Source organism: Nostoc sp. CALU 546, from assembly GCF_048836525.1.
The window spans coordinates 39,578-53,469 of the sequence record NZ_JAWJTF010000005.1 but is presented as its reverse complement, the minus strand read 5'-3'; the positions used below and the strand labels follow the sequence as shown (position 1 = coordinate 53,469).

The following is a 13,892-nucleotide window of genomic DNA, read 5'->3' as shown; positions in this document are numbered from 1 at the left end:
ACAGTTTCTCTAGATAATGACTATCCTTGAATAGTAAGGGAATCAGAGTAAATTGCCAGCAGGTGTCAAATGCTGCAACCAGAACAGATATTACAAGACCGTTATCAAATTCAACGCCAACTCGGTAACAATGGAATTCGTCAAACTTGGCTAGCATTGGATTTACAAGCCTCTGATGGCGATAATTCCACTGTTGTAGTCAAACTTTTGGCCTTTGGCGGTACTGTGCAGTGGGATGATTTGAAACTTTTTGAGAGGGAAGCACAAATTCTCAAACAGCTAAATCATCCCCGAATTCCCCGGTATATTGATTATTTTTGTATCGACGATCGCACACTATGGTTTGCCCTAATACAAGAATATATCCCTGGTGAATCACTCAAGGATAAACTTGCTGTTGGCAAAAGGTTTACTGAAAAGCGAGCGAGAAAAATTGCTGTTGAGGTTTTAAATATTCTCATGTATCTACATGAGTTGAATCCAGGGGTGTTGCATAGAGATATTAAACCAAGTAATTTAATCTGGGGCGACGATAATCGGGTTTATTTAGTTGATTTTGGCGCAGTTCAGGATAAAGCAGCAAGAGAGGGCGTTACTTTTACCGTTGTCGGTACTTATGGTTATGCCCCTATGGAACAATTTGGTGGTCGGGCGGTTGCGGCTTCAGACCTCTATGCACTGGGAGCAACTTTAATTCATTTGTTAACTGGGACTTCCCCATCTGATTTACCCCAGCAGGATTTGCGACTGCAATTTACAGACCGAGTTAATCTCAGCCCCAGTTTTGTCAGTTGGCTACAAAAGTTGATAGAACCCGCTCCCGAACAAAGATTTAGTAGTGCCCGCGAAGCGCTGAATGTTCTTAAATCTGGTCTGGCTGTCAAATTTGCAAACAAGAATCAACTTTTACCGCTAAGAGAAATAATCAACAATTCAGGATGCGGGATAAATAATCATAATGAAACAGTCCCAGAGGAAATTCTCGGTTGGAACTGGGGGGCATTTTTGATGCCTTGGTTGTGGATGTGGCCTAATCAAGTGTGGTATGGGCTATTCTGTTTTGTACCGCATGGTTGGTGGTTAATGGCGATCGCACTCGGTGCAAAAGGCAATGAATGGGCCTGGAAAAGTAGACCGTGGCGCAGTATTGAACAATTCAAAGCACATCAGCGAGGTTGGGCGATCGCTGGGATTCTCCTGGGAGCGCCTATTAGTATTATGTTGTGGATTCGAGCGATCGATTTGCTGAAATCTGTATTTTAAGGCAGTCTTTTGGGTAAATATCAACCGGGTTTTTTAGGCAGATAACTATAAGGGTTCAACAAATGGTTCAACTTATTCAAGGAAAAGATATCACCCTAGCCCAACTGATTGATGAATTTGGCCTACAACTTGCAGACAACGAAAATTTTTTTTCAGAGTGGCAACATGATTTACCTGAGTTGAGTGACTTAGAAAAGCAATCTCTCAACGAAGTTAAGGCAGAATATTTGCATCTATCGAAATATCCTATTTTAGAACCTGTAGTCAAAATGGTGGTGCTATCTCCACTATTGCGTTTAGCAGGTTTTTATCAACCGCCTTTTTACATTGCCTCAGAACAAGAGGTAAAAATCTCTTCTGAAGACGAAGGCACGATTATCAGAGGACGTATTGACATCTTGGTGTTGCATCCTCCATTTTGGGTTCTCGTTATTGAGGCAAAACGAGCAGATTATTCTTTAGTGCCCGCAATTCCCCAAGCATTGGCTTATATGTTGGCAGATGCAACTTCGGCTAAACCTGTTTTTGGCTTTATCACCAATGGTAATGAATTTAGATTTGTCAAACTGCTAAAAACTGAAACTCCACAATACGCTCTATCTGATTTGTTTGCTTTAGATAGTCGTGATGATATATATATTGTCCTGAAAGTGTTAAAGCACCTAGCTCATCTAATTCGTAATTCGTAATCTTGTCGGGTGCAAAACATATCCCTCTCCGACTCGGAGAGGGATAGACTTGAACTAAAGTTCAAGGTAGGGAGAGGTTCGTCGAACTCACGTTAAGTTGACTACCCCACCAACTCCATTTCTAACTACTAACTTGCGATTCAACTACACCTACGGGACAAGATACATTTGTCCCTCCTAAACCACAATATCCATTGGGATTTTTAGCCAGGTATTGCTGATGGTAAGCTTCAGCGTAGTAGAATTCAGGTGCATCTAAGATTTCTGTGGTTATTTTGCCATAACCGGCACCATTGAGGGCTTGCTGATAAGCTTCCCGCGATGCTTCTGCTAGCTGCTTTTGACTTTCAGAATATACATAAATTCCCGAACGGTATTGAGTGCCAACATCATTACCTTGGCGCATTCCTTGGGTGGGATTGTGGCTTTCCCAAAAGACTTTGAGCAATTCGGTATAACTAATCACTTTGGGATCGAACACAACCAACACCACTTCATTGTGGCCAGTTTTTCCACTACATACTTCTTCATAAGTGGGGTTGGGTGTTAACCCAGCAGCATAACCCACTGCGGTGGTGTAAACTCCTTTCAGTTGCCAAAATTTGCGTTCTGCACCCCAAAAACAACCCAAACCAAAAATTGCCTTCTCTAATCCATCGGGAAAAGGAGGTTTTAAAGGATTCTTGTTGACATAATGAGCGGCGGGTACTGACATAGATTGTGCCCTTCCTGACAAAGCTTCTTCAGGTGTGGGCATAACTGACTTTTTGCCGAATCCGAATAATCCCATTGATTTTGACTCTGATATATATCTTTACCTTATTTACTATTGTAAAGAATCTTGCGATCGCTTGGGGTTTTCGCAAAATTGTCAGTACAGCCATTCATCTTCCTTGAACTGTTGGTCGATAAGTTTTTCGTTACTTTTTATTAAATTCAGTAAAAATACCAAAATAAGCTTTGCAATTATGATATATTCCTCGTGTTTTTACTTAATTTAACCAAAATAGAAAAAGTGTAATGTATGTTATTTAACTCCCTAGAGTTTATATTTCTGTTTTTACCAACTACTATTTTCATATTTTTCTTTCTTGGTAAATATGGTTATCAACGGTTAGCAGTCGCCTGGTTAGTGATTGCTTCTTTATTTTTTTATGGTTGGTGGAATCCAAGATACTTACTATTGCTTCTAGCTTCAATTGCCTTAAATTTTTTTATAGGTTCTACACTAAATCAAGAGTTAAACTCACCAGTCAGAAAAAAGACACTGCTCATTTTAGGAATAATAGCTAATTTAATCATCCTTGGTTGCTTCAAATATGCTAATTTTTTTGTTTCAAGTGCAGCCGATATATTAGGTATAAACTTTAATTTCCAAAAGATTATCCTGCCATTAGGAATCTCCTTTTTTACCTTCCAGCAAATTACCTACTTGGTTGATTCTTATTGTGGGGGAACGAAAAATACTAAATTTTTAGACTACTGCCTATTTATCACTTTTTTCCCTAAACTAATTTCTGGCCCTATTGTTCACCACTCAGAGGTAATGCCACAATTCGCTGACAAAACTGTGTATCGGTTTAACTTGGAGAATATGGCAGTAGGTATTACCATTTTCAGTTTGGGATTATTTAAAAAAGTTGTTTTTGCAGATAACATTGCTGCTTATGCAAGCCCAGTCTTTAATACTGCTGCTAGTGGTATTTTCCCCACATTTTTAGAATCTTGGGTTGGTGCGCTAGCCTACACGTTGCAGTTGTACTTTGATTTTTCTGGTTATTCCGACATGGCGATTGGGATAGCTAGGATGTTCGGGATTAAGTTACCAGTCAACTTCTTTTCACCTTATAAAGCTTCTAGCATTAGTGACTTCTGGCGTAGGTGGCACATCACCCTTTCTAACTTTCTTCGAGATTACCTATACATCCCTTTGGGTGGTAATCGCAAAGGTGAGATTAGACGAAGTTTGAATTTAATGATAACCATGTTGCTGGGAGGAATTTGGCACGGTGAGGGTTGGCAATTTGTCTTTTGGGGTGGATTGCATGGAACTTATCTAAGTATTAATCATGAATGGAATGTTTTACAAAAAAAGTATGATTTGAAAACAGATAGCTGGCTGAGTTTAAAACTTGGTTGGTTTATAACATTTGTCGCGGTTGTCTTCGGATGGGTATTTTTCAGAGCAGAGAACATGGCTACGGCATTCATAATTGTCAAGGGCATGATCGGATTAAATGGCTTCTTCTTCAGTACTCAAATTATTGAATCAGGATTAAAAAAAGCAATTATTGATATTTCTATTTTACTTGCGATCGTCTGGTTGACACCTAATGTTCAGGAATGGATGGGTAAGTACGATCCAGTCTTGAATTATGAAAAAGTAAAAAAACTTTCATCTAATAGCCTTTTCTGGTCTAAATTACAGTGGCAACCGAATCAAACCTATGCCTTAATCATTTCAGTTTTAACTGTAATCGCACTGTTGCATCTTACAAAAGTTAGTGAGTTTTTATATTTTCAGTTCTAGGGAGAATCAAAGCTGATGCTTGCTTATTTGAAAACCTACTTGACAATGGTAAGTACACTTATCTCATTTATTGGAGTAGTAAATTTAGCTGTTGATCCACTCTGGTACACTCAAGGGAACAAGTTAAATCCAATAAATGTTCCCTATAATGAAAGATTGACCAAAACTAATCTATTGTTGCATAGTGATAGGCGAAAGTATGATTGCGTCATTTTTGGTAGCTCTCGTGTAACTCTGTTAAACAGTAAGGCACTCAAGAATAATGTTTGTTTCAATTATTCTTTCAGTGCTGGAACAGCTGAGGAATTTGTTAAATATGCCGAATACGTTAAAGAGAAAGGAGTTAATCCTCAAAAAATATATGTGGGGATAGACGCTTACAATTTCACCTTCGACAAAAAGACGGCTTTGAAAAATAAAGTTGAGGTAGCAGAACCCAAACCCGCCTATCAGTCTTATCTATTCTCTCTAGATACTTTGCAGTTATCCTTAAAAACAATTTTTAGGCTAAATACAGAGATTAGATTCTACGATCAAGACTTCCAAGGTAAAGTTTTTGATAATGCCCCTAAATACAAACCTGAATTTGTAGATAAAAAAACTCAAGAAAAATGTAACTTTTCTCGCATCGCCTATTACAAACAAATACGACATATATTTCCAAATGCTAAAATTGTTGGATATGTGCCACCAATATCAGTTTGGAAGCTTTTCAATGAAAGCTATGCTCGTGGTTTGCTAGACTGCGAATTACAGGCAATTTATGAAGCTTCCAAGAGTTACGATATAACATACGATTTATCATATCCTTCAGAGATAACCACCGTAACATATAATACTTATGATGGTAGTCACTACTATCCAGATGTGAATAATCAAATAGCACAAGTTCTTGAAGGTAAGCTATCAAATCTTGGAATTCGCATCCATCAATATGATCTAAATGAATATCAGCAGTTCCATAAAAGTAAGCTAAAAGAGTATTTGTACAAAGAAGGGGAGGGAAAGCGGTGGTAGAAAACAGAGTTTCACTTTGTTTGAGTAAATCTTTATCGATGTTATGAATACTTTTCAAGGGGAACTTGGCGTCAGAAGCTACTCATGGATAAAATACCGAAAATTGACCGCCAAAGAGAGCATCAAGCGAACGAACGTACCTTTCTGGCTTGGCTACGCACTTCTATTGCATTGATTGCCTTTGGTTTTGCGATCGCCCGATTTGGTATATTTCTGCGCCAGTTGAATCTTGCTATTACCCAGCAAGAACCTCCATTACATCAATTATCCAACTCGGAAAATTTGGGTGTTGCTTTGGTAATTTTTGGAATTTCGACTATTGCCTTAGCTGCATGGCGATACAACCAAGTTTTCTGGCAAATTGAGGGAGGGAACTATAGACCAAATAGGTTAATGGTTTGGATCATGACTGGAGTAGTAATTATTTTGGGGCTTCTCTGTCTTCCTTTGCTCCTATGGCGCGATAAAGTACCTTCTCGTTCTCCGGTTCCAAGTCAACCACAGTCCCGAAAGGGGAGTGTGGGGAGTGTGGGGGGTAAGACTAGTACCGCAAGGCGGAATTAAAAATTAAAAATTAAAAATTAAAAATGAATACAGCATAAGGGTTTCGTTGATTTGGAATGATTGGTTTATTTACGCCGTGTTGTACTAGTGTGTTGACTTTGTACCTTTTTAGGGGTCAAAAATTCATGCACAATCCTTTCCAATCTAAGAGGAGTAAAATTTGCAGTGGGAAAAGTTATTCTTCGCATTTTTTAAGTAATGAGTAATGAGTAAATACTCATTACTCATTACTCATTACTCATTTGATTTGGGGCTGAATCGTCATACACTGATTTTGAACTAATGAAAGCGGTTGCCCTCAAAGAAACGATGAGCGAAAGTAAGATATCAGAGATATTAGAAACCTTCGAGGCAGACTTGCTGTCGGAGTGGACTCAAGAACTAGCCACTGTGAATATTCGGAGAGGCTTGATTAAAGAAGCACAGCTAAAGGAGGAGTGCCGAGAATTCCTTAGTTTGTTTCGGATTGCCGTTGGGCAGGGCAACTTTACCAATATTCAGACAGCGACATGGCAAGATATGCGGGAGATGCTCAACAGCATTTCTCGATCGCGATCGCAAAATGGTTTCACACCCTCAGAAACGGCTACATTCGTCTTTTCGTTCAAGCAACCCCTCTTCAACCGAATGCGTCAGCAATTGAAAGACCCGATTGAGTTGGGTGAAAATATCTGGCTAGCCACAAACTTACTCGATCAGCTAGGATTGCTGACCATTGAAATCTATCAAAAGGCGCGGGAAGAGGTGATTTTGCGGCAGCAGGAAGAGTTAATGGAGCTGTCTACCCCAGTGGTTAAACTCTGGGAGGGAATTTTGGCATTGCCGATAATCGGTACTCTGGATAGTACCCGGACTCAAATGATGATGGAGTTGTTATTGCAGAAGATTGTCGAAACCAGTTCAGAAGTTGCCATTATTGATATTACCGGGGTTCCCACTGTCGATACCCTGACTGCTCAACATCTGCTCAAGACTATTACTGCCGCCCGTCTCATGGGAGCCGATTGTATGATCAGTGGCATTCGTCCTCAAATTGCCCAAACAATCGTCTATCTCGGCATTGATTTGACAAATGTAGTCACAAAAGCAACCTTAGCCGATGCCTTTCTGACGGCGCTAAAACGGTTGGGAACGACCATTACCCGCTCTCAATCCAAATAGCTGGAAGAAAGCAATGGAATGCATTCCTATACTTAAAGTGGGCAATTTTCTACTTGTGACAATCCAAGTAGATATGCACGATCACCTTGCCATGACGCTACAAGAAGACCTGACAAACCGCATCACTCAAACTCACCCTCACGGTGTCCTGATCGATATTTCGGGATTAGAGATTGTTGATTCTTTCATTGGTAGGATTTTAGCCAACATTGCCAGAATATCAAGGGTGCTGGATACTGAGACTGTTGTCGTCGGGATGCAGCCTGCTGTGGCAATTACTCTAGTGGAATTGGGGCTATCGCTGACGGGTATTCGCACTGCCCTAAACGTTGAAAAGGGTATGGCATTGTTGCGATCGCTTCCAGCGGGCGGGACGCCATCGTCATTCAATGAAACCACAAATCAAATCACTGCCACTAAATCGGGTGCAGATGATGATGGAGAAGACTGAAACGATTAACATTCAATCTTCTATAGATGTAGTTTTAGTTCGGCAGTCTGTGCGCCAGCTGGCCGTGGAAATTGGCTTTGGCTTAGTAGACCAAACTAAAATTATCACCGCCGCCAGTGAGTTAGCCCGTAATACCCTAGACTACGGAGGGGGCGGTACACTCAAGCTAGAAACGCTTCAGGAAGGGCGACGACGAGGACTCCGACTGACCTTTGAAGATCGGGGGCCGGGAATTTCCGATATCGAACTGGCGCTGAAGGATGGGTTCACCACAGGCAACGGCTTAGGTATGGGGCTGGGTGGTGCCAAACGACTTGCCAACGAGTTTGAGATTCAGTCTGTGGTGGGAGAAGGAACACGGATAATAATTATACGATGGAAATAAAATGAGAGAATCTGTCGCTGTCACAATTACTGAATCTAGCCAAGCTGGGGAAGCTAGACGGGTAGCGATGGCTTTAGCAACTCGGCTCGGTTTTCAAGAAACAGAACGGGGCAAGGTTGCGATTGTGGTGACAGAAATTGCGAACAATCTGGTACAGCACGCCCACGGCGGAGTCGTGTTGCTGCGATCGCTCAAGGAAGATTCCAGAGTTGGCATTGAAATCTTATCGCTAGATAAAGGACGGGGAATGGTCGATGTGGATGAGTGTTTGCAAGATGGCTTTTCCACAGCCGGAACCTTGGGCAATGGTATGGGTGCAATTCGTCGCCTTTCTAGTTTATTGGAAATTTACTCCGTTCCCAACCAAGGTACAGCCCTTCTCGCCCATATCTGGACAGACTCAGCACCCCATCAACCTGAGAAGATTTTAGAAATTGGAGCAATCTGTTTGCCCAAACAAGGAGAAGAGGTTTCAGGAGATACCTGGACATCGGAAGTCGATTGTTGCCGTAGTCTGTTGTTAGTAGCTGATGGTTTAGGGCACGGGCCTGCGGCTGCTTCTGCTGCTGACGCAGCCGTAAGAATCTTTCAAGAACATCATCATCGTTCTCCGGGTGCGATCGTCGAAGCTGCCCACGCCGCCTTGCGAAGTACGCGAGGAGCAGTACTTGCCATTGCCGAAATCGACTTTGAACAACAGTCTGTCCGCTTTGCTGGAATTGGCAACATCGCTGCTAGCATTTTCTCCTTTACTGAGCATCGTCATCTGCTATCTCACAATGGCACGGTCGGACATGAAATCCGCAAAATTCAAGAGTTTAGCTATCCCTGGTATGCCAACGGAGTTTTAATTATGCATTCTGACGGATTAGGCGCTAAGTGGCAGATTGCTCGTTATCCCGGCTTGATGCAAAAACATCCCAGCCTGATTGCAGGTGTGCTATACCGAGACTTTTACCGAGAGCGGGACGATGTTACGGTGTTAGTTGCGAAAGGAATGGGCAGTTAAGGCAAATGAGTAATGAGTAATGAGTAATGAGTAATGAGTAATGAGTGGATTGTTTTTTATTTTTCTTTCAATTTGTTGATTGAAGTTGTTAATATTTTAATAATTCTTTCATTTTCTTCTATCAGATTTTGAAATTTTGATTTTGACACCAACTCCGATTTGATCATTATTTTTATCCAATAAATGGTTTCGTTGGCTTCCTTTAAGGCTATAGAATACTTATTGATAAAGTCTTTATTGGATTGTGCATATTTAGCTTCTGAACAGTTTGCACCTATTGATGTCCCGCTTCTTAAAAATTGTTTAGACAAGATTTTACCAGCGTCGTCAAAAGGTCTTTTATTTAGCTCAGAATAAGCTTTGATAACTCTGATTGCAAAGTTTTCTGTTCTTTCTTGAATACTGATACTTACGTTATAATTAATCATGAGTAAAAAAAAGAATGTGGTAATTCAACTTTACTTTATAAGTAATGGGTATTTACTCATTACTCCTTACTCCTTACTCATTACTTATTACTCATTACTCATTACTTAAAGAACGCGAAAAATAACTAGAAGTTTAAGAATTTTGAATTGGAGCGAAGCGACTTGACAATCCTTTTGGCGATCGCCATTCAGTACGAACAGGATGTTGTGCAAGCTCGGCAACGAACTCGTGAGATCGCCGAGCAGTTGGGCTTTGATGTGCAAGATCGGGCGCGATTGGCAACGGCAGTTTCCGAAATTGCCCGTAATGCCTTTCAATATGCCCAAGACGGAACAGTTGAATTTTCTGTGGTAGGAGAGCCGCAAGCGTTTCTGATTCAGATTCAAGATCGGGGTGGGGGCATTCCTGATTTAGAGGACGTTTTGGCCGGACGCTACACCTCTGAGATGGGAGCGGGGCTAGGCATCATGGGCACTCATCGGTTGATGGATTTGTTTGAGATTGAATCGCTGCCGGGACAGGGAACAAAGGTAACAATCGGCAAAAGGTTGTCGAAACGCACACCTACTTTCACCGATTCGCAATTGCAGCAGATTCGAGAAATCATAATGGGGCGATCGCCTGAAAATCCCTATCAAGAAATTCAGCAGCAAAACCAAGAATTACTCCGGGCTATGGCAGAGCTACGGAAGCGCGAGGAAGAATTAAGCCAACTCAATCAAGAGTTGGAAGATACTAATCGCGGTGTGGTTGCACTCTATGCAGAACTGGATGAGAAAGCCAGTTCTCTGCAACAGGTAAACGATCTAAAAACCCGCTTTCTCTCGAATATGAGTCACGAGTTTCGCACGCCGCTCAACTCGATTTTGTCCCTCTCTCGGATGCTGCTAGCCCGGATGGATGGGGATTTAACTATCGAGCAAGAAAAGCAGGTGACATTCATCCAAAAGGCGGCGAACGGATTATCAGAATTGGTCAATGATTTGCTGGATTTGGCAAAGGTGGAAGCTGGAAAAATTGAAGTGCGTCCCAGTTCCTTTGAAGTGAGTGATTTGTTTGCCACGCTGCGGGGGATGCTACGCCCATTATTGGTTCAAGGTTCCTCTGTCACCCTAATTGTCGAGGAAGCTGAAGACATTCCACCGCTCTATAGCGATGAGGGCAAAATTGCTCAAATTCTCAGAAATTTTGTCTCAAATGCGCTGAAATTTACCGAGCGGGGAGAGGTGCGCGTCAGCGCTGTGCAAACGGGTCATACCATCACCTTCTCTGTATCTGATACGGGCATCGGCATTGCTCCTGGCGATGAAGAACGGATTTTTGAAGATTTTATGCAAATTGACTCCCCTCTGCAAAAGCAGGTGAAGGGAACCGGGTTAGGATTGCCGTTATCGCGCAAGCTAGCGGAACTACTTGGGGGCAGCATTTCGGTGAAAAGTCAGCTAGGTGAAGGCTCTACCTTTACAGCCTTGATTCCCATCGTCTACCCAAATGCCACCGAATTGACTACCGTACTGCAACCAATCGCATCAGTTGAGCTAACTCGCCTGCCCATTCTGGTGGTTGAAGATCATCCAGAAACCCTATTTATTTATGAAAAGCACCTTCAGGAATCAATCTATCAATTGATTGCTACCCGCACCTTAGCTCAGGCAAGGCTGGCCTTACAAAAACTTCGACCGACGGCGATTATACTAGATATTCTGCTGGAGGGGCAAAACGGCTGGACGTTCTTGCGAGAAATCAAAGGAGATGAAACAACCCGCACTATCCCTGTACTGGTTATTACCATTGTTGATAACGAAAAGCAAGCACTGGCGCTAGGAGCAAACGGTTTCCTAATTAAGCCGGTAGACAGATTGCCGTTGTTGAACAAACTTAATAGGCTAATTACTGAGAACAAGCCTCAAAAAGTCTTGTTAATTGACGATGATCCCGCCTATCGATATCTGGTGAAACAGTTGTTAATAAATACACCTTTGAGCATTTTAGAAGCCACGAATGGAAAACAAGGATTAAATTTGGCACAACGGGAGCAGCCAAACGCCATCGTGCTGGACTTGGAGATGCCAGAGATCGGCGGGTTTGATGTACTCAAGCAACTTAAAAACAATTCCGTCACTCAGTCGATTCCTGTGATTATTCACTCATCTGCTCAACTGGATGCAGAAGCGCAGAGCAGGTTAGCGGCGCAAAGTATAGCCATTGTTTCCAAAGAAATAGGCTCTCAAACTACGGCAATTGCCCAACTTCAAGATGCGCTCGTCAAAGCCGGACTCGTTCTAGAGGTTTCAGGGAAAAGTCATGTCTGAGCCACGGGTTACGATCCTGCATGTTGACGATAACGAAGCCAATCGTTACGTTGTTACCCGTATTTTGCAAAATGCAGGTTTTAGCGTCGTGGAAGCGGCAAATGGAGCAACAGGCTTAGAAGCTGTTGCAAAGTTTCAGCCTGACTTAGTAATTTTAGATGTCCAATTACCAGATATCAGCGGCTTTGAAGTCTGTCGCCAAATTAAGGCAAACCCGGAAACGGCTTTTATCCCTGTGCTACACCTTTCTGCAAGTTTTGTCCAAAGCCAGGATAAAGCAGAAGGCTTGGATAGTGGTGCCGATGCTTATCTGGTGCAACCTGTTGAACCAATTGAACTGCTTGCAACTTTGCGATCGCTGCTGCGAATTCGCCGAGCAGAGGAAGCTGCTTTGTCCTCAGCGCGAGAGTGGCAAATCACCTTTGACTCCATGAACGACGGCGTATCTCTGGTTGACGGTGAAGGGATAATTATGCGCTGTAATCGAGCGATGATGCAGCTTTTTAACAAGCCCTCCCACGAAATCTTAGGTTATGCCCACAATGAACTGATGGGCGCAAAATTGGGAATCGGCGATGGCACTTGTTTTCGCCGTGCGAAACAAAGTCACCAACGGGAAATTCTCGAATTCCAGTTCCAAGAACGCTGGTTTGCCAAAACTATTGACCCGGTACTTGATGGGGATGGGACTCTGACAGGCGCAGTTTTTATTCTGTCAGATATCACCGAACGTAAGCGAGCAGAAGCATTGCTCCAAGAGCAAAACGATCGCCTCAATCAACTGATGATTTCTTTGCAGCAACAGACTGAACAAGCGGAGCAAGCCAACCGCATCAAAGATGAGTTTCTAGCAGTGTTGTCTCATGAATTGCGATCGCCCCTAAATCCAATTCTGGGTTGGGCAAGAATTCTACAAAAAAGTCATCAGGATGCAGCCAAAACTCAGTACGCTCTCGAATCCATTGAGCGCAACGCGAAACTGCAAGCACAACTAATCGAAGATTTGCTCGATGTGTCGCGTATTCTCCAAGGAAAGTTGAATTTAAACACAGTTCCAGTCGGTCTAAATTCTACCATCAAAGCTGCCCTTGAAACCGTGCGGCTGGCTGCTGAAGCTAAATCTATTCAGATTCAAACAATGTTTGAACCGAATGTTGGGCCAGTGTTGGGTGATTCTGGTCGTTTGCAACAAGTTGTTTGGAATCTACTTTCTAACGCGATTAAATTTACCTCACCCGGTGGTCGAGTAGAGGTGCGGTTAGAAACAATCAAGGATGAAGTAGATACTTATGCTGCGGAATATACTCAAATTACTGTCAGCGACAATGGTAGGGGCATCTCTGCTGAGTTTCTGCCCTACGTCTTTGACTACTTCCGCCAAGCCGATGGGACAACGACGCGAAAATTTGGCGGGTTGGGGTTAGGGTTAGCGATTGTGCGTCATTTGGTTGAATTGCACGGCGGAACTGTTCACGCAGACAGTCCTGGAGAAGGGCAAGGAGCAGTATTTAAAGTTAAACTGCCACTGATCGCTACTTCAACATTGGATCAAGTTAATACAGCCGATCGCGATCGCTCAGATTTAAATCTCAATGGATTGCAAACGCTGCTTGTAGACGATGATAGAGATTCGCGGGAGTTTATTGCCTTTGTGCTAGAACAGTACGGGGCACAAGTGACCGAAGCAGACTCAGCACATGATGCTCTGAGCAATTTGATGCAAGCAAAATTTGATTTGTTAATTAGTGATATTGGTATGCCCGATATGGATGGCTATACCCTAATTCGTCAAATTAGAAACCAGTCACCCGATCAAGGCGGAGAAATTCCAGCGATCGCCCTGACTGCATATGCGGGAGAAATTGATCGACAACAAGCACTAGCCGCCGGATTTCAACATCATATTTCTAAACCAATTGAGCTAGAAGTATTAATACAGGCTATTTTGACGATAGTAACGGTTTAGCAACCTGAATTTTTTGATTGGGGAACTCCAAGAAATAAATTATCCAATATTGTGGAGTGGGCAACGGACTGGGCTATCGTGTCGCCACTGGTGTCAACTTAAGCCAAAAATAGCGT

General features: G+C 42.5%; 14 protein-coding genes. 11 read left to right on the top strand and 3 right to left on the bottom strand.

Annotated features, from left to right (window positions below; genetic code table 11):
* Positions 1–69 precede the first annotated feature (69 nt).
* Entirely contained in the window at positions 70–1,263 is a 1,194-nt protein-coding gene (locus RRG12_RS03920) for a serine/threonine protein kinase (RefSeq protein WP_420758420.1), read from the top strand.
* A 62-nt stretch (positions 1,264–1,325) separates the two neighbouring features.
* Positions 1,326–1,952, top strand: coding sequence for a type I restriction endonuclease (locus RRG12_RS03915; protein ID WP_420758419.1), 627 nt, complete (start codon positions 1,326–1,328; stop codon positions 1,950–1,952).
* Between the two features lie 121 nt (positions 1,953–2,073).
* On the opposite strand, the gene msrA is transcribed toward RRG12_RS03915, so the two are convergent.
* Both msrA and RRG12_RS03905 read right to left on the bottom strand, forming a co-directional pair.
* Entirely contained in the window at positions 2,074–2,742 is a 669-nt protein-coding gene (gene msrA, locus RRG12_RS03910) for a peptide-methionine (S)-S-oxide reductase MsrA (RefSeq protein WP_069073640.1), read from the bottom strand.
* Positions 2,696–2,836 (bottom strand): hypothetical protein, encoded by a 141-nt coding sequence (locus RRG12_RS03905; RefSeq protein ID WP_420758418.1) that lies wholly within the window; start codon positions 2,834–2,836, stop codon positions 2,696–2,698. The genes msrA and RRG12_RS03905 overlap by 47 nt, the downstream gene beginning before the upstream one ends.
* A gap of 140 nt (positions 2,837–2,976) precedes the next feature.
* On the opposite strand from RRG12_RS03905, the gene RRG12_RS03900 reads away from it, so the two are divergent.
* The 7 genes from RRG12_RS03900 (at position 2,977) to RRG12_RS03870 (ending at position 9,069) form a co-directional block, all read left to right on the top strand.
* Positions 2,977–4,482: an MBOAT family O-acyltransferase gene (locus RRG12_RS03900; protein ID WP_420758417.1), complete on the top strand. Its 1,506-nt coding sequence runs from the start codon at positions 2,977–2,979 to the stop codon at positions 4,480–4,482.
* 15 nt (positions 4,483–4,497) lie between these two features.
* Positions 4,498–5,499: a hypothetical protein gene (locus tag RRG12_RS03895; RefSeq protein ID WP_420758416.1), complete on the top strand. Its 1,002-nt coding sequence runs from the start codon at positions 4,498–4,500 to the stop codon at positions 5,497–5,499.
* An 84-nt stretch (positions 5,500–5,583) separates the two neighbouring features.
* A complete protein-coding gene (locus RRG12_RS03890; protein ID WP_420758415.1) occupies positions 5,584–6,063 on the top strand; it encodes a YidH family protein in 480 nt (159 codons plus the stop codon).
* Between the two features lie 282 nt (positions 6,064–6,345).
* The gene (locus RRG12_RS03885) at positions 6,346–7,224 is read left to right on the top strand and encodes an STAS domain-containing protein (protein ID WP_256091220.1); all 879 of its coding nucleotides are present in this window, start codon (positions 6,346–6,348) and stop codon (positions 7,222–7,224) included.
* A 13-nt stretch (positions 7,225–7,237) separates the two neighbouring features.
* Entirely contained in the window at positions 7,238–7,675 is a 438-nt protein-coding gene (locus RRG12_RS03880) for an STAS domain-containing protein (protein WP_069073146.1), read from the top strand.
* Positions 7,614–8,060, top strand: a complete 447-nt coding sequence (locus RRG12_RS03875; RefSeq protein ID WP_420758414.1) for an anti-sigma regulatory factor — start codon at positions 7,614–7,616, stop codon at positions 8,058–8,060. Before RRG12_RS03880 ends, RRG12_RS03875 begins: the two co-directional genes overlap by 62 nt.
* Before the next feature lies 1 nt (position 8,061).
* Positions 8,062–9,069, top strand: coding sequence for an ATP-binding protein (locus RRG12_RS03870; protein WP_420758413.1), 1,008 nt, complete (start codon positions 8,062–8,064; stop codon positions 9,067–9,069).
* A gap of 56 nt (positions 9,070–9,125) precedes the next feature.
* On the opposite strand, the gene RRG12_RS03865 is transcribed toward RRG12_RS03870, so the two are convergent.
* Entirely contained in the window at positions 9,126–9,497 is a 372-nt protein-coding gene (locus RRG12_RS03865) for a four helix bundle protein (protein ID WP_289797744.1), read from the bottom strand.
* A gap of 162 nt (positions 9,498–9,659) precedes the next feature.
* Between RRG12_RS03865 and RRG12_RS03860 the strand changes: the two genes are divergently transcribed.
* Positions 9,660–11,810 (top strand): ATP-binding protein, encoded by a 2,151-nt coding sequence (locus RRG12_RS03860; RefSeq protein ID WP_069073142.1) that lies wholly within the window; start codon positions 9,660–9,662, stop codon positions 11,808–11,810.
* The gene (locus tag RRG12_RS03855) at positions 11,803–13,776 is read left to right on the top strand and encodes a response regulator (RefSeq protein WP_420758412.1); all 1,974 of its coding nucleotides are present in this window, start codon (positions 11,803–11,805) and stop codon (positions 13,774–13,776) included. The genes RRG12_RS03860 and RRG12_RS03855 overlap by 8 nt, the downstream gene beginning before the upstream one ends.
* Positions 13,777–13,892 lie beyond the last annotated feature (116 nt).